Source organism: Pseudoxanthomonas sp. PXM02, assembly GCF_014851805.1.
GTDB lineage: Bacteria > Pseudomonadota > Gammaproteobacteria > Xanthomonadales > Xanthomonadaceae > Pseudoxanthomonas_A.
The window spans coordinates 701922-718175 of sequence record NZ_JACVAK010000002.1 but is presented as its reverse complement, the minus strand read 5'-3'; the positions used below and the strand labels follow the sequence as shown (position 1 = coordinate 718175).

Below are 16254 nucleotides of genomic sequence, written 5' to 3'. Positions count from 1 at the left end.
AAGCTAGCCGTCGCCTCGCGCACCGAGCGAGGCGATGCACAGCCAGCCCAGCCAGCCGAGATAACCCAGGCGCTGGGCGATGCCGGCGGGCATCAGTTCGACCGCCAGCAGCGCGACGAACAGCACCAGCAGCGCGACGGCGGTACTGGCACGGGCCAGTGGCCGCCATTGCGGTCGCCCACGTAGACCAAGAGCGACCAGCAGCGCGCCCGGCACGAACGCCACCCACCACAACATCCACGCGGTGGCGTGCAGGCTACTGGCCGGGTTATCCAGATCGGTGGGATCCAGCGGCAGCAGCCCCATCGCCGCGAAACCCGCTGCGGACAACAGGGTCAGCTGCGCACCGATACGCAGCGTCCAGCCCGCATCGTCCGGCAGGCGCCGGCGCAGACCGAGCGTGGTGACGACGGCCAGCGCACCGACAAGAACGAACCCCAGCAGGTTGAAGCCCAGCGCGTTGGGCACGCCCTTCGCACCCAGTACGGCGACCGGATGCGCGATCTGCGAGTAGCCCGGCAACGCCAGGCCGAAGCCGACCAGCGCAGCAACGAACACCAGCGTGGCTGCGGGTCCGGCGAAGGATGATGTGCGACTCATGTGGCGAGATCCGGACGCGTCATTGCTGCGTCAGTCCTGCTCCCAGCCCGTCGTGCTGCCCTGCGCCGTGGCGTGGTTGCCCTGCAGGTAATCCCGCGCCAGCGACGCCGTGCGTACCAGCATGGTGTTGTCGGCCGCGCCGAACGTCCATGCACCGGCCATGCCTTTCGCATGCTGGTAGAACTCCGGTTCGGCGATCACCGTACCGGTGGCCGCATCGGTCAGCTTCAGCTTCACCAGCAGTTGCGAACTGCCGGCGAACGCGCCCGCCCAGAACCGCTTGCCGCCGCTGATGAAGCGGATCTTCTCGATCGTGGGTTCGATCACCAGCGTGCGCGCCGGCGCGTTCTTCGCCGCAACCGCATTCTGCTCGGTGACCCACGCACCCACGCGCTCGTCGAGGTTGCGCTGGAAGGCCACCAGCGCCTCCTTGTTGGCTGGATGCTCGGCGTAATCGGTGGCAAGCGTCGCCGGCTTCAGCTCAAAGCGGTCGAACTGGCCCAGCGCCTCGCTCGGCGGCGGGTTGGTGGTCGATGAGGCGCGGATCTCGTCCTTCGCCCACGCCGTTCCGGTCACGGCGATTGCCATCAACAGTCCCATCACGATGCGCTGCATTCCCATGATCCCTGCCCTTCCGTCGATGGCGCCACTCCGCGCCGGGACCGCGACCCTAGCAGACCGGCATGGCGACCGGGCTATGCCGGGTCTTCCCAGCGGAACACCGCCTCGATCCCCACGCCGAACGCCCGCGCGATCCGGAAGGCAAGCTCCAGCGACGGCGCATACCGCCCCGCCTCCAGCGCGATGATGGTCTGCCGTGTCACCCCACAGGCATCGGCCAGCGCCTGCTGGGTCATCTCGCCACGCTCGAAGCGCAGGCGACGGATGTCGTTGGCGATCGGGGTGCCGGTCATCGGCGGTCCCGCCAATACATCACCGCCGTCGCCGCGTACTCGCACAGCCAGCCCCACATCAGCGCGAACACCAGCAGGTTGGCGATCATGAAGTGCGTGGCCCATGCCAGCCGTTCGGCCGGCGAGAACGCCAGCATCACCGCCAGCCCGACCAGGCAGAACGTCACCGCACCGCGTCCCCAGCCGGCCGCCTGCTGCTCGATCTGGCGATCGCGCTCGTCTTCCTGCACGCGCCCCTTCCAGCGCGCGCCGAGCACGCCGTTCAACACGCTCCAGGCGACCAGCAGCAGGACCAGGTTGCGGCCGACGGCCTGGGCAGCCGGGTTGTTCCAGGCCGGGCCATCGACGAACACGTGCGACTTGGCCAGGAAGTAGGCCGTCGCCACGGTCATGAACGCCACGCCCACCCACGCCTTCCACTCACCAGGCGACACGCCGCGCTCGGCCTCCCCGACCGGTACGCGCGACACCGCATACATCGACACCCACGCAATGGCCACCAGCAGGGCCGTCCCCCACTTGCCCAGATCGACGCCCGCCAGTGTGTCGGGGCCCGCGAGCAGCGCCCAGAACGCCAGCATCGCGCCGACCAGCAGGACCAGCCATCCACCTCGTTGCAGTGTCATCGTGGTCACCCATGCCAGACAAAATGTAATCCGAACATTACATTTTAGTCTCACCATGTCAAATCTTTTTTACATCGACTTGTATCCTGACCTCTGTGACTCCATGTGAAGGCGACTTCCCACGCGCCATGAGCCAGCCGATGAGCGACCTGCCCCACGTCTTCGACGCCACCACCGAGACCTTCGAGGACACCGTCCTGCGCAAGTCGCTGGAGGTGCCGGTGCTGGTCGACTTCTGGGCGACGTGGTGCGGGCCGTGCAAGACGCTGGGGCCGATCCTGGAAAAGCTGGCGGGCGAGTACAACGGCGCCTTCCTGCTGGCCAAGGTCGACGTGGACAAGGAACAGCAGATCGCCGCGGCGTTCCAGATCCGCTCGGTCCCGACCGTGTTCCTGGTCAAGGGCGGCCAGTTGGTGGACGGTTTCCCGGGCGCGCTGCCGGAAGGCCAGTTGCGCGAGTTCCTCGCCTCGCACGGCATCCAGCCGGCAGAGGCCAGCGACGATGCCGTCGAGGACGTCCCGCTCGATCCGCAGGCCCAGGCCGCTGCGCTGCGTGAAGCCATCGCGGCCGAACCGGACAAGGAGGAACTGAAGCTCGACCTGGTCCTCGCCCTGCTGAAGACCGGCGAAGCCACCGAAGCCGAGCGCCTGCTCGATGCCCTGCCCGCCAACCTCGCCACCGACGACCGTGCGGTCAAGGCGCGCGCGCGCCTGGGTTTCGCCGCCGCCCTGAAGGATGCGCCGGCGCCCGACGCCCTCCGCGCGGCCATCGCGACCAACCCGGACGACCTGCGCGCCCGCCACCTGCTGGGCGTGCATGCGCTGGTCGGCGGCGATTCCGAAGCGGCGCTGGAACAATTCCTGGAAATGCTCAAGCGCGACCGCGCCTTCGAGGACGGCTTGGCCCGCAAGAGCCTGATCGATGCCTTCCGGGTGATCGAGGACGACGCACTGGTCAGCCAGTACCGCAGGAAGATGTCCTCCCTGCTGTTCTGAACCGCGAATCCCCTGCCCGTCACCCCGAACAAAGCAGTCCTGCATGAAACCCGGCACCCTGCGGCACATCTTCAACCTGTGGCCGCCCTTCCTGCTCAGCGGCATCCATGTCACCGAAATGGCCCCGGACTGGAGCTTCGCCCGCGTCGAGCTGCGCATGCGCCCGTGGAACCGCAACTACGTGGGCACCCACTTCGGCGGCAGCCTGTTCGCGATGACCGATCCGTTCTGGATGATCCTGGCCAAGGAACGCCTGGGCCGCGACTACTTCGTCTGGGACAAGGCGGCGGAGATCGAGTTCGTGAAGCCGGGCAAGGGCACGCTGCACGCCGAATTCCGGCTGGACGAACGCGTGCTGGACGAGATCCGCGCCGAAGCCGCCAACGGTGAAAAGCATCTGCGCTGGATGCCGGCGGATGTCTTCAACGCACAGAACGAGGTGGTCGCCCGCGTGCGCAAGCAGATCTACGTGCGACTGAAGCCCGACGCCCGAAAGAACGCTGCCTGAGCCACCCGCGCGGCAGTGCGGGCCCTACAATAGCGGCATGCCCCCCGACCATCCCGCGCACCGCGTTTCGGTGCAGAAGCTCTTCATCACCGGTCTGCTGACCCTGCTGCCGATCTGGCTGACGTGGGTCGTCATCAAGTTCGTCTTCGTGCTGCTGTCCGACATCAGCAAGCCGTGGGTGGAGCCGATGTCGCACCAGATCGCGGCGACGTTCCCGCAGTCGCTGGGCTGGTTCAACGGCGTGTGGGTGCAGAACACCATCGCCATGGTCGCCACGCTGTTCGTCATCGTCGCTGTCGGTGCGTTGACCCGGCGCGTGATCGGGCAGCAGTTGCTGCGCTGGTTCGAGGCTTTGATCGCACGCGTACCGCTGGCGAACGTCATCTACACAAGTGCGCGCAAGCTGCTGGACATGCTGGAAACCAAACCCGGCAGCACGCAGCGTGTGGTGCTGATCGACTTCCCGCACCGGGACATGAAGTCGGTCGGCCTGGTGACGCGGGTGATCCGTGAGGAAGGCAGCGGCCGCGAACTGGCTGCGGTCTACGTACCGACGACGCCGAACCCGACGTCGGGCTATCTGGAAATCGTACCGGTCGAACTGCTGACGCCGACCGACTGGACCGTGGACCAGGCGATGAGCTTCATCATCTCCGGCGGCGCCGTCGCGCCGGAAACCATGCCGTTCACCCGCGCCGGGGAGCGCTGAGCGATGCAGGCACCGCGCACGCTGGATGATCGCGCGGTCCGTCTCTTCATCGTGCTGGCAGCGGTGTTCTGCGCCAACGCGGTGCTGGCCGAGTTCATCGGCGTCAAGATCTTCGCGCTGGAAGACACACTGGGCATCGCGCCGCTGGAGTGGAACCTGTTCGGCCAGACCGGCTCGCTCAGCTTCACCGCCGGCACGCTGCTGTGGCCGTTCGTGTTCGTCCTGACCGACACCATCAACGAGTTCTTCGGCAAGCGCGGCGTGCGCTTCATCTCGTGGCTGGCGGTGGCGCTGATCGTCTACGGCTTCCTGTTCGCCTTCGCTGCCATCGCGCTGGCGCCGGCCGGCTGGTGGGTCGAGGCCGCGCAGTCGCAGGGTGTTCCGGATTACCAGAAAGCCTTCGCTGCGATCTTCGGCCAGGGCATGTGGACGATCGCAGGTTCTGTCGTCGCGTTTCTGGTGGGCCAGCTGATCGACGTCTCGGTGTTCCATCGCATCCGCAACGCCACCGGCGAACGCTGGGTGTGGTTGCGCGCCACCGGCTCGACGGCGATCTCGCAACTGGTGGACAGCTTCGTGGTGATCTATATCGCCTTCGTGCTGGGGCCGCAGAAGTGGCCGACCTCGCTGTTCCTGGCCGTCAGCACGGTCAACTACGCCTACAAGATGCTGGCGGCGATCGCGCTGATCCCGCTGCTTTATCTGATGCGCCATGGCATCCGCCGTTACCTGGGGCACGAACGCGAGCGACAGCTCCGTGCCGAAGCTGCACTCGACTGACGCGGCTCCCCTCCAGCACCTGACGTGATCGTGTCAGGCAAGCCAGACGACCCGGCCCCCTACCGACTGGCGCTACGCAACGCCGGTATGTGGGCTGTCTTGCCTGCAGGACCGTAAGCACGCCTACGGCTCAATGTGAGGTGACGAGAAAAGGATCGGTAACCGGCCAGCGCCATCATCGGACCCGCTTATAATTGTGACCGAATGAACATTTTCCACGGGCAGGCGCGGGAGCGGGCGATGCAGAGACAGACAACCCAACGGAGCGGATGGCGTGTCTGGGGTCTGTTGCTGCTCCTGTTGGCGTCCTGGTCGGTGCAGGCGCAGGAGTGGGTCTACCGCGTCCGGCCTGGCGACACGCTGTGGGACGTGACCGGCGCCTACCTCAAGCCGTCGATTCCCTGGCAGCGACTGCAGGAACACAACCGCATCGCGAATCCCTACCAGCTTCCTCCCGGCAGCACCCTGCGGATCCCGCTGCAGTGGCTGGACCGCCAACCCGCGACGGCCAAGGTCATTGCCCTGCAGGGCGACGCCACCGCACGCATGGCCACCGGTCGCGACGCACCGGTAACCCCGGGGATGTCGCTGGCCAGTGGTGCGCGCCTGCGGACATCTCCGGATGCGTCACTCAGCCTCCAGTTCGCCGACGGTTCGCGCCTGCTGCTGCTCGGCGACAGCGAACTGCTGCTCGACCGGCTGACGCGTTTCGGCCGCTCCGGCATGGCCGATACCCGACTGCGCCTGCAACGCGGCAGGATCGGCAATGACGTGCGCCGTCTCCACGGCCCGGCCGCCAACTTCATCGTCGACACGCCCACGGCATCGTCCGCCGTGCGGGGAACGAAATTCCGGGTGGAAGCGGGCGAAGCCCACTCGCAGACCGAAGTGCTGGAAGGCCGCGTGGCGGTCAATGCACCCCGCCAGCGCGGCGCGCTGCTGCGCCCCGGCTTCGGTGCCGTGGTCGCGGAAGGGCAGTCCGTCGTCGCACCGGTCCGGCTGCTGCCAGCACCCGATCTGTCGCGCATCGCACCGCTGTCGCAGAGTGCCCGGCCCGACCTGGCCTGGCCGGCCGTCGAAGGCGCACAGCAGTACCGCATCCAGGTGAGCGGACAGCGCGCATTCGACAGCCTGCGGGTGGACGTCGAAAGCGACACGCCCCACTACACCCTGCCGGCGTTGGAGGCGGGCCAGTACTTCATCCGCGTGCGTGCGATCGCCGCCAGCGGACTCGAAGGACGCGATGCCGTCGCCGAGCTCAGGATCGACGACCAGCCCGCACCGCCCTATTCGATCGCACCGGCCGCGGCCGGTGTCGTGCGCACACCCGAGGTCGTCCTGAGCTGGACGCAGGCGCCCGGCGCCAAGGCTTACGATTACGAAGTCACCGCCGCCGCACAGACGGTGGCCCAGGCCCGCGTCGATCACGCGACTACCGCCCGCCTGCCGACGCCGCTGCCGCCCGGCGACTACGCCTGGCGCATCCGCAGCGTGGACGGCGCCGGCAAAGCCGGCCCCTTCGGCGACCGCGTGGCGTTCACCGTCCGCCCGATGGCCGACGTCACCGAGTTCGAGGGAACGGGCGCGGCCACCGGCGACACCCGCGAGGTGACGTTCCGCTGGGCGGCGGGCCAGCCCGGCCAGCGCTACCGTTTCCAGATGTCGCGCACCCCGGACTTCAGCACGCTCCAGGTCGACCAGGTCGTCGACGAAGCCCAGGTCACCCTGCCCAGGCTGCGTTCCGGCACCTGGTACCTGCGTGCCCAGACCATCGACGTGGATGGCTTCGAAGGTCCCTTCCCGGCCCCGCAAGTGATCGATGTCCCATGTCGCTGGTGCCGGATTGGCGCCGGAGCCGGCGCATTGCTCATACTGCTGGCCCTGTGAGCACCACCACGCCCACGCCGAAATGGAAACCCCGCCTGCTGACGGCGGTGGGCGCGGCCGCGCTCGCGATCCTGGTGACCCTGTCCGGCGTCACTGCGCCGCTGGATGCCTGGGTCTATGACCGGCTGGTGCTGGGTGCCGCACCCGAGGCCGATCCGCGCATTGTGGTGGTCGACATCGACCAGAAGAGCCTGGCCGAACTCGGTCGCTGGCCATGGTCGCGCCGCACCCATGCACAGTTGGTCGATCGCCTGCGCCTGACCGACGTGAAGGGCATCGCCTTCAATGTGCTGCTGTCCGAACCGGCGCTGTTCGATCCGGAAGGCGATGCCTTGCTGGCGCGTGCGATCAGCCGCAGCGGTCGGGTGGTGCTGCCGGTGCTGGCCGAGCCGGTCCAGCTCAACAGTTCCACCGTCGAACTGATGCCCATCCCGGAGTTCGCCGCGTCGGCCGCCTCGCTGGGCCACGCCGAAATGGCGCTGGACGACGATGGCGTGGCGCGCAACGCCTACCTGCGCGCCGGCCTGGGTTCACCGCACTGGCCCGGGCTTGCGCTCGCGCTGCTGCAGATGGACCAGCCTGCGGGCGCCAATGCGGAGCTGCCCGGCCGCCGCCTGGTGACCACCGGCCTGGACCCGGTCTCGCCGTACGTGTGGGTGCGCGACTACGAAGTCCGCGTGCCGTTCACCTCGCCGCCGAACGCGTTCCGCCACGTGTCGTACACCGATGTGCTCAACCAGCGCATTCCGGCCACGCTGTTGCGCGGCAACTGGATCCTCGTGGGCGTCAGCGCGACCGGCATGGGCCCGGTGGCTCGCGCGCCCGGCCAGCCGCCCACGGCCAGCATGAGTGGCACCGACTACCAGGCCAACCTGCTCAACACCCTGCTGAAGCGCGCCGCGATCACGCCCATCTCCGAAGGCTGGCAGGCGGTGCTGGCGGCCCTGCTCGCCGCGTTGCCGCTGCTGCTGTCACTGCTGCCGGGCCTGCGCCGCATCTGGCGGCCGACCGTGCTGACGATGGCGGGCGCGCTGCTGCTGTCGGTGCTGCTGCTCCGCTATGGCCACGTCTGGTCATCGCCGGTGCCGGCCCTGCTGGTGCTGGCCCTCGGCGCGTCGCTGTGGGTCTACCGGCTGCTGCGTCGCACCCATCAGCAGGCACAGTCCGACGCCCTTACCGGACTGGCCAACCGCAGCCGCTTCGACCACGCGCTGGACCATGAACTGCGCATCGCGCGCCGCAGTGGCCAGCCGCTGTCGCTGCTGGTGATGGACATCGACCACTTCAAGCAGCTCAACGACACCCAGGGCCATGCGGCCGGCGACGCCGCGCTGAAGGCGCTGGGTCGCATCCTGCGCAGCCGCGCACGCCGTCCACGCGACCTGGTTGCCCGCCTGGGCGGCGACGAGTTCGCGGTACTGCTGCCGGAGACCTCCGCACAGGCGGCCGCGACCATCGCGACCACGATCCACGTCGACCTGGCCCAGCACGGGCGCAAGCCGCACGGAGCCAATGCCAGTGCGCCGCCGCCGTTCACTGCCAGTGTCGGCATCCACACCTACGTAAGTGGCGATGACGCGGGTCCGGAGGACGTGTTCGACCGTGCCGACGCCGCGCTCTACCGCGCCAAGCAGGCCGGCCGCAACCGCAGCTTCAGCCATACCGGCGAACAGGAACCGGTCGGCACGCCCGTCCAGCGCACCTGACGCACACCCGCGCGCGACGCGCGCTCAGACATCCACCACCATGCCCGGCCGTGCCAGGTCCACCGGCACGCCATGGCGCTCGCCGATCTCGCCCGCCAGCGCCTCGCGCGCGCGGTCTTCGCCATGCACCAGCACCAGCGGCGGCGCGGGCTGGAAATTGCCGTACCACGCCAGCAGACCCTGCTGGTCCGTGTGCGCCGACAGCCCACCGACGGTATGCCGCTGCGCGTTGACGCGATAGTCGCGTCCGTGGATGCGCACCCACTGCGCACCGTCCACCAGGCGTCGGCCCAGCGTGCCCTCGGACTGGTAGCCGACGAACACGACATGCGCGTTGCGTCGTCCCAGGTTGTTTCGAAGGTGGTGCTGGATGCGTCCGCCATTGGCCATGCCGGAGCCGGCGATGATGATCGCGCCGCCCTCGATCTGGTTGATCGCCATCGACTGCTGCGTGGTTTCCACCACATGCAGGTTGGGCAGGCGGAACGGGTTCGGCGACTGCGCCCATACGCGGCGCGCATCCTCGTCGAACAGACCATGGTGGCGCGCATAGACAGCGATGACCTTCGCCGCCATCGGGCTGTCCAGGAAAATCCGCCAGCGTTCCAGCTTCCACGCGTCCCAATGGCGCGCGAACCAGTACAGCAGTTCCTGCGTGCGGCCTACCGCGAACGCCGGGATGAGTACGTTGCCGCGGTCGCGCCAGGCATGTTCGAAGATCGCACCCAGCTCGCGGATCGTCTCGGGCCGGTCGCGGTGGTTGCGGTCGCCATAGGTCGATTCCATCAGCAGCAGGTCGGCCTGCTTCACCACCGCCGGGTCACGCAGGATCGGCGTGCCTTTGGGCCCCAGGTCGCCCGAGAACACCAGCTTGCGGCCGTCGGCCCACAGCTCGACGATGGCCGAGCCGAGGATGTGGCCGGCATCGCGCAGCGCGATGTCCACGCCGGGCAGGATGGTCGTCCGCTCGTCGTAGGGCAGCGGCTTCACCTGCCGCATCGTGGCCTGCACGTCGTCCTCGGAGAACAGCGGCTGCGCCTCCGGCTCGCCGCGTCGGCGATGGCGGTTGGCACGCTCGGCGTCGGCTTCCTGCAGCGAGGCGGCATCCAGCAACATGATCGGCAGCAGCTCCGCGCTGGCGCCCTGCGTGTGGATGGGACCGCGGAACCCGCGCTTGACCAGCAACGGCAGGCGGCCGATGTGGTCGATATGGGCGTGGCTCAGCACCACGGCGTCGAGCGTGGCCGGGTCGAACGGGAACGGGTCGGCGTTGCGCTCCTCGGCTTCGCGGCTGCCCTGGATCAGCCCGCAATCCAGCAGGATGCGCTGACCCGCCGCTTCGACCAGATGCATCGATCCGGTGACTTCGCCCGCTGCGCCGTGGAAATGGACCTGCATGGGACCTCCCTCCTTGCCAGGTGGCCAGTATGGCCGCTGAGGCCCCCCGCGGGCATGACCTTCGACACACCTGCCCTCACAGTGACAGGCGTAGAGTCGCCGCCACGCCCCCTCCCGGGGGTTCCTTTTTTCATTGCCCTGCCCAGGGCCGGAGTAGATCGTGATTGCCCGCAAACCCCAGATCCTGATGCTGTCCGTCGCCGTGGCCGCCGCCCTCGCCGCCTGCGCCAAGAAGGAAGAAGCCGCGCCGGCCGATGCCGCCACCGCCCAGGCGCCCGCCGCGCTGGAGCTGAAGCTGGACGAGAGCAGCCTGCCGGGCGTGAACCGCTTCCAGCTCAGCGACCTCGACACCACCAAGAACGCCTGCACCGACTTCGCCGGTTACGCCAACGGCAAGTGGCTAGCCGCCAACGCCATTCCCAGCGACCGCACCAGCTGGGGCGCGTTCGAAATGCTGGCCGAGCGCTCCACCGCCATCCAGAAGCAGCTGGCCGAACAGGCCGCCGCGCACGCCGGCGCGACCGGCGTCGAGAAGATCGTCGGCGACCTGTGGTCGACCGGCATGGACGAAGCCAAGGCGAATGCGCAGGGCATCGAGCCGATCGTTCCCGAGCTGAAGACCATCGACGGCCTGCAGGACAAGGACGCCATCGTCGCCTACCTCAACCAGAGCGCCGCCAAGGGCCAGGCCTTCCTGTTCGGCTTCGGTGCCGAGGCCGACTTCCAGAAGCCCGACACCAACATGGCCTACGCCTTCCAGGGTGGCCTGGGCCTGCCGGACAAGAACTTCTACTTCGATGCGGACAAGAAGACCATCCGCGACGAGTACGTGAAGCACATCGCCAAGGTGCTGGAACTGTCCGGCGTCGCCACCGCCGACGCGCAGAAGCAGGCCGGCGACATCATGGCGTTCGAAACCCGACTGGCGAAGGCGTCCAAGTCGCGCGAGGAAATGTCGCGTGACGTGTCCATCTACTACAACCCGGTGACGCTGGCCGACGCCGACAAGCTGACGCCGAACTTCTCGTGGACGAAGTTCTTCGAGTCGCAGGGCGTGGCGCCGCAGGAGAAGTTCTCGCTGGCGGTGCCGGCCTTCCATCAGGAAGTGAGCAAGATGCTGGGCGACACCGACCCGGCGGCGTGGCGCGCCTACCTGCGCTTCCACACCATCGATGGCGCCGCACCGTATCTGAGCAATGCCTTCGCCAACGAGAGTTTCAACTTCTACAACAAGACGCTGCGCGGCCAGAAGGAAATCGAGGCGCGCTGGAAGCGCGTGCTGGGCACCATCGAGGAACAGAGCGGCGAAGCGCTCGGCCAGATGTACGTCAAGGTCGCTTTCACGCCGGAATCCAAGGCGAAGATGGAAACGCTGGTCGCCAACCTCGGCACGGCGCTGAAGGCGCGCATCCAGAACCTGGCGTGGATGAGCGACGAAACCAAGGCCAAGGCCATGGAGAAGCAGGCCGCGTTCACCACCAAGATCGGCTATCCCGACAAGTGGCGCGACTGGTCCGGCCTGGCCACCAGCCGCGACAGCTACTACGGCAACGTGCAGGCCGCCACCGAGTTCAACTACAAGTGGAACCTGGGCAAGATCGGCAAGCCGGTCGACCGCACCGAGTGGGGCATGCCGCCGCAGATGGTCAACGCGTACTACAACCCGCTGCAGAACGAGATCGTGTTCCCGGCCGCCATCCTGCAGCCGCCGTTCTTCGACCCGAATGCCACGGATGAAATGAACTACGGCGGCATCGGCGCGGTGATCGGTCACGAGATGACCCACGGCTACGACGACCAGGGCAGCCGCTTCGGTGCCACCGGCAAGTTCGAGAACTGGTGGAGCGACGCCGACGCCAAGGGCTTCAAGGCGCTGACGGGCAAGCTGGTGGCGCAGTTCAACGGCTACCGCACCGACGCGGGCCAGGCGATCAACGGCAACCACACGCTGGGCGAGAACATCGCCGACCTCGGTGGCCTGGCGACCGCGTACGACGCGATGAAGGCGGCGGCTGGCGACACGCCGGACCCGAAGACCGACGGCCTGACCCGCGACCAGCGTTTCTTCCTCAACTGGGCCACCGTGTGGCGCCGCAACTTCACCCCGGAAGAGCTGAAGAACCGCATCGCCACCGACGAGCACGCCCCGGCGCAGTTCCGTGCGATCGGTGCACCGTCCAACCTGCCGACGTTCGCCGCCGCGTTCTCGTGCAAGGCGGGCGATGCCATGGTGCGCACCGGCGACCAGCAGGTCGTGATCTGGTGATGCCACGCGTCACTTCGTGATGCAGGAAAGGCCCGGCATGTCCGGGCCTTTCCTTTTCCGGGGCTCCCGCGAATCGGGCCGCGTGCAGGACCTGTGACGCAAGCCCGTAAAAGCCGCCACGCGGCGCCGGATTCCGCCCACCGGTGTTCGGGCCGGTGACGACACCCTTGCTAGAATCGCCCGACCCCTGATCCCTGGAAGTTCCTGATGCCCAGTCCGCGCCACGCTCTCGGCCGCCCCACCCTGATCGCCTTCGCCCTCGTCATCGCCCTAGGCGCCCCGGATGCCGAAGCGCAGCGCAGGAAACGCGCGCCGGCCGCACCGGCCGTCAGCGCGCAGTGCACGGACTTCTACACCGCCACCAATGCCGACTGGCTGAAGAAGAACCCCGCCTCGGCCCAGGCCGGCGCCGTCAGCATCCTGGGCGCCTTCCGCGCGCGGACGCAGGAACAGCAGCGCGCGCTGCTGGACGGCGCGATGCAGGCGCCGCAAGGCAACGTGCAGAAACTGCTGGGCGACTTCTGGGCCAGTGGCCTGGATGAAGCCGCCGTGGAGGCCGACGGTTCCAAGCCGATCGCGCCGCTGCTGGACCGCATCAACGCCATCAAGAAGCCGAAGGACGTCGCGCCGGCCATCGCCGCGCTGCACCAGGTCGGCATCCCGGTGGCCTTCAACTTCAGCCCGGACGTGGACCTGCAGGCGCTGGACCGCCACATCGGCTACTTCATGCAGGGCGGCCTGGGCCTGCCCGACCCGGCCTACTACACCCGCACCGACGCCGACACGCGCGAACTGCTGGGCCGCTACCGCACCTACGTGAAGCAGGTGCTGGCGCTGACCGGCACGCCGGCCGCCAAGCTGGACGCCGAATCGGCGCTGGTCATCGACGTGGAGACGAAGCTGGCGCAGGTGTCCAAGCCCATCGTCGACCTGCGCAGCCCATTCGCGAACTACGCCCCAGTGCCGACCAAGGACCTGGGCAAGCAGTACCGCAACCTGCAACTCGATGCCTTCCTCAAGGCGCAGGGCGTCAGCGACGACACCGTGTCGATGGCCGACCCGGCGCTGTTCAAGCGCCTCGACGGCCTGGTCGGCAGCCTCAAGCCGGACCAGTGGAAGGCCTACCTGCGCTGGCGCGTGGGCGATGCGATGGCGCCTTACCTGGCCAAGCCGTTCCGCGACGCCGAATTCGATTTCCGTGGCCGCGTGCTGCGTGGCGAAACCGCACCCGCGCCGCGCTGGCAGCAGGTGCTGGACGCGATCAACCTGGCCGCCGGCCCCATGCTGGGCAAGGAATACGCCGAGCGCTACGTGCCGGCCGACCACAAGCGCCGTGCCGAACAGATCGCCGGCCAGGTGCGCGATGCGCTCGGCCGCGGCATCGAGCGCAACACCTGGCTGAGCGACACGGCCAAAGCCGAAGCCAAGGCCAAGCTGGACAAGCTGAAGATCGAAGTCAGCACGCCCAAGCGCGACCTGGATTACAGCGTGCAGCCGATGGGCCGTGGCAGCTTCGGTGGCAACCTGCTGATCGCGTCGACCTGGCGCCATCGCGAAGAGATGAAGCGCATCGGCAAGGGCAACGCCGACCGCCGCTGGGACGTGCTGCCGCAGCAGCCGGCACTCGCGTACGACCTGGCGCAGAACCGCCTGATCGTCACCGCCGCCGTGCTGCAGGAAGAAATCTTCGACGCCAAACAGCCGGCTGCCGTGCAGTACGGTGCGTTCGGCGCGCTGGTCGGCCACGAGCTGAGCCGCGGCTTCGACGTCAAGGGCCGCATGGTGGATGCGAAGGGCGAGTTGCGCGACTGGTGGACGCCGGCTGACGTGGCTGCGTGGAATGCGCTGGGCGACAAGGTCGTCGCGCAGTACAACGCCTACGCCTTCCCCGACCTGAAGAACGTCAAGGTCAACGGTGCGCTGACCCGCGACGAGAATCTTGCCGACCTCGCCGGCGTGGAGCTGGCATGGGATGCGTTCGCCACCGCCGAGCCGCAGGCGAATGCCGCGACGAAGCAGTCGTTCTACAAGGCCTGGGCCACGTTGTGGGCGCAGAACCTGTCGGAAACCGAAGCCGCGCAGCGTGCTGCCGTCGACGTGCACGCTCCGGGCCAGTGGCGCGCCAACGGCCCGCTGGTCCAGCAGCCATCGTTCGCGCAGGCGTTCACCTGCAAGGCCGGCCAGCCGATGCAGGCGCAGGAAGCGGCGCAGATCCGCATCTGGCGCTGAGCCGGGAACCCCGGCGGCAATAGAAAACGGCGCGGATTTCCGCGCCGTTTTTGTTTGCTTTGTTTACGTCGCCAGTGCGATCTATTTGACGACGCGCAACTTCGGCGGCTTGGGCTTGCGCGGTCCCCTGCGGAACGGCGGCTGGCCACGCCAGTAGCGGATCACCAGCCATCCGAAAAGCATGCCGCCCAGATGCGCGAAGTGCGCCACGCCCGCTTCCGTACCCGTGACGCCATAGAACAGCGCCAGTGCGCCGTAGATCATCACCAGCGTGCGCGCGGGAATTTCGACGGGGAATGGAAACAGGCCCATCCGCCGGTCCGGAAACACCATCGCGAACCCGAGCAGCACGCCGTACACGCCACCCGATGCGCCCACCGTCCGGATGATCGATCCATCCCAGGCGACCATCGCGCTGCTCACCAGCAGCTGGCACAGGTTGCTGCCGACCACACAGATGAGGAAGAACGTCAGGAAGTACTTGTAGCCCCAGCGCTCCTCCAGCGCCGATCCGAACATCCAGATCGCGAGCATGTTGAAGGCCAGGTGCATGACGCCGTCGTGCATGAAGCCACTGGTCAGCAGTTGCCAGGGCTGGAATCCGTAGCCCGCCGACGACGCGAGCGCGCTCACCGGCCAGAGTTTGAAATATTCCAGCGCCCTGTCTGCAAGGAAGAACTGCAGCAGGAACACCGCCACGTTGGCGATCAGCAGGGCCTGCACGGCAGGCGTCAGTCGGGGAAACATGGCAATCCTCGGAACGGTCGCGTCACATCATACGGGCCACGCGTTAACGCCGGCCCGGACCCCACAGCGCCGCATCCAGATCGTCCACCTTGCGCGGCCGCTTCACGCGTCCGTTCTCCACCTTCACGCCTTCGGCGCGCAGGCGCTGGCTCTGCTCCCGGAATGCTTTGGAACCTTCCGGGAACGCGATGCGGCCATCGGAGCGCAGCACACGATGCCACGGCAGCGCAGGATCGTCGTTCTGGCTGAGGATGCGCGCGGTCAGTCGCGCGCGGCCCGGCAGGCCCGCGCGGTGCGCCACTTCGCCATAGCCGGCGACCTGACCGTGCGGTATCGCACGGATTGCGGCAAGAATTCGATCTTCGGGAGACTTGGCGCTCATGCCGGATTAGCATAGCGGCAACGGCAACAGGGGAGCATCCCATGCACAACTTCGAGCAGGTCCGCGGCCATCTGAATTCTTCCGGTTACAAGGTGACCATGCACGACCCGTACGTCGCCTGCGTGGAGCTTTCGCTGGGCAACGGCAAGCGGCACCAGACGATCTACCTGTCCGAGCTGGGCAACGACGACGAGCGTGGCTATCTGCGTGTCAGCACGGTGATTGCGCCGATGACGGGCATCGACGCCAAGCGCGCGCTGAAGTTCAACTGGCAGAGCAGCGTGGGCTACCTGGCCATCGGCGAACTCGACGGCGTGCCCTACCTGCAGCTGTGCGAGAACCGGCCGTACGAAAGCCTGAGTCCGGCGGAAGTCGACCGGCTGGTGCTGGAGATCGGCGGCCTGGGCGACAGCATGGAGCGTGCGCTGTCGGCGGAAGGCGACCTGCTGTAACGACTCGCCGCTGTCGGTCAAAAGAAAACGCCGGGCTTGCCCGGCGTTTTTCGTT

16 protein-coding genes are annotated in these 16254 nt (G+C 67.7%); 9 read left to right on the top strand and 7 right to left on the bottom strand.

Translation table 11 applies throughout. From position 1 onward, the window contains the following. Positions 1 to 3 precede the first annotated feature (3 nt). From IB225_RS12125 to IB225_RS12110, 4 genes are all read right to left on the bottom strand, one after another. Positions 4 to 600: a DUF998 domain-containing protein gene (locus IB225_RS12125; protein ID WP_192311478.1), complete on the bottom strand. Its 597-nt coding sequence runs from the start codon at positions 598 to 600 to the stop codon at positions 4 to 6. Between the two features lie 30 nt (positions 601 to 630). Continuing rightward, positions 631 to 1215, bottom strand: a complete 585-nt coding sequence (locus tag IB225_RS12120) for a DUF4410 domain-containing protein (RefSeq protein ID WP_192311477.1) — start codon at positions 1213 to 1215, stop codon at positions 631 to 633. An 80-nt stretch (positions 1216 to 1295) separates the two neighbouring features. Next, a complete protein-coding gene (locus tag IB225_RS12115) occupies positions 1296 to 1514 on the bottom strand; it encodes a helix-turn-helix transcriptional regulator (RefSeq protein WP_192269739.1) in 219 nt (72 codons plus the stop codon). Then, on the bottom strand, positions 1511 to 2140 hold the full coding sequence (locus IB225_RS12110) for a hypothetical protein (protein ID WP_192311476.1): 630 nt from the start codon (positions 2138 to 2140) through the stop codon (positions 1511 to 1513). The genes IB225_RS12115 and IB225_RS12110 overlap by 4 nt, the downstream gene beginning before the upstream one ends. A gap of 140 nt (positions 2141 to 2280) precedes the next feature. Between IB225_RS12110 and trxA the strand changes: the two genes are divergently transcribed. The 6 genes from trxA (at position 2281) to IB225_RS12080 (ending at position 8725) form a co-directional block, all read left to right on the top strand. Next, positions 2281 to 3135 (top strand): thioredoxin, encoded by an 855-nt coding sequence (trxA, locus tag IB225_RS12105; protein WP_192311475.1) that lies wholly within the window; start codon positions 2281 to 2283, stop codon positions 3133 to 3135. 43 nt (positions 3136 to 3178) lie between these two features. Beyond that, on the top strand, positions 3179 to 3643 hold the full coding sequence (locus IB225_RS12100) for a DUF4442 domain-containing protein (protein ID WP_192311474.1): 465 nt from the start codon (positions 3179 to 3181) through the stop codon (positions 3641 to 3643). A gap of 37 nt (positions 3644 to 3680) precedes the next feature. Next, entirely contained in the window at positions 3681 to 4352 is a 672-nt protein-coding gene (locus IB225_RS12095) for a DUF502 domain-containing protein (protein WP_192311473.1), read from the top strand. 3 nt (positions 4353 to 4355) lie between these two features. Further along, positions 4356 to 5132, top strand: coding sequence for a queuosine precursor transporter (locus tag IB225_RS12090; RefSeq protein WP_192311472.1), 777 nt, complete (start codon positions 4356 to 4358; stop codon positions 5130 to 5132). 240 nt (positions 5133 to 5372) lie between these two features. Then, positions 5373 to 7019 carry a FecR domain-containing protein gene (locus tag IB225_RS12085; protein WP_192311471.1) on the top strand — a complete coding sequence of 549 codons (1647 nt, stop codon included), beginning with the start codon at positions 5373 to 5375 and terminating at the stop codon, positions 7017 to 7019. Next, the gene (locus IB225_RS12080; RefSeq protein ID WP_192311470.1) at positions 7016 to 8725 is read left to right on the top strand and encodes a CHASE2 domain-containing protein; all 1710 of its coding nucleotides are present in this window, start codon (positions 7016 to 7018) and stop codon (positions 8723 to 8725) included. Before IB225_RS12085 ends, IB225_RS12080 begins: the two co-directional genes overlap by 4 nt. A gap of 24 nt (positions 8726 to 8749) precedes the next feature. On the opposite strand, the gene IB225_RS12075 is transcribed toward IB225_RS12080, so the two are convergent. Further along, positions 8750 to 10123 carry an MBL fold metallo-hydrolase gene (locus IB225_RS12075; RefSeq protein WP_192311469.1) on the bottom strand — a complete coding sequence of 458 codons (1374 nt, stop codon included), beginning with the start codon at positions 10121 to 10123 and terminating at the stop codon, positions 8750 to 8752. A gap of 184 nt (positions 10124 to 10307) precedes the next feature. Here IB225_RS12075 and IB225_RS12070 point away from each other — a divergent pair, with 184 nt between their 5' ends. Together IB225_RS12070 and IB225_RS12065 are read left to right on the top strand one after the other, a co-directional pair. Beyond that, the gene (locus IB225_RS12070) at positions 10308 to 12389 is read left to right on the top strand and encodes a M13-type metalloendopeptidase (protein WP_192311895.1); all 2082 of its coding nucleotides are present in this window, start codon (positions 10308 to 10310) and stop codon (positions 12387 to 12389) included. A gap of 207 nt (positions 12390 to 12596) precedes the next feature. Then, positions 12597 to 14618, top strand: a complete 2022-nt coding sequence (locus IB225_RS12065; protein ID WP_192311468.1) for a M13 family metallopeptidase — start codon at positions 12597 to 12599, stop codon at positions 14616 to 14618. Positions 14619 to 14699: 81 nt separating this feature from the next. Here IB225_RS12065 and IB225_RS12060 read toward each other — a convergent pair whose 3' ends face one another. Beyond that, on the bottom strand, positions 14700 to 15365 hold the full coding sequence (locus IB225_RS12060; protein WP_192311467.1) for a rhomboid family intramembrane serine protease: 666 nt from the start codon (positions 15363 to 15365) through the stop codon (positions 14700 to 14702). 43 nt (positions 15366 to 15408) lie between these two features. Beyond that, positions 15409 to 15747 (bottom strand): MGMT family protein, encoded by a 339-nt coding sequence (locus IB225_RS12055; protein ID WP_192311466.1) that lies wholly within the window; start codon positions 15745 to 15747, stop codon positions 15409 to 15411. 41 nt (positions 15748 to 15788) lie between these two features. Here IB225_RS12055 and IB225_RS12050 point away from each other — a divergent pair, with 41 nt between their 5' ends. Then, on the top strand, positions 15789 to 16199 hold the full coding sequence (locus IB225_RS12050; RefSeq protein ID WP_162337556.1) for a hypothetical protein: 411 nt from the start codon (positions 15789 to 15791) through the stop codon (positions 16197 to 16199). Positions 16200 to 16254: the final 55 nt, after the last annotated feature.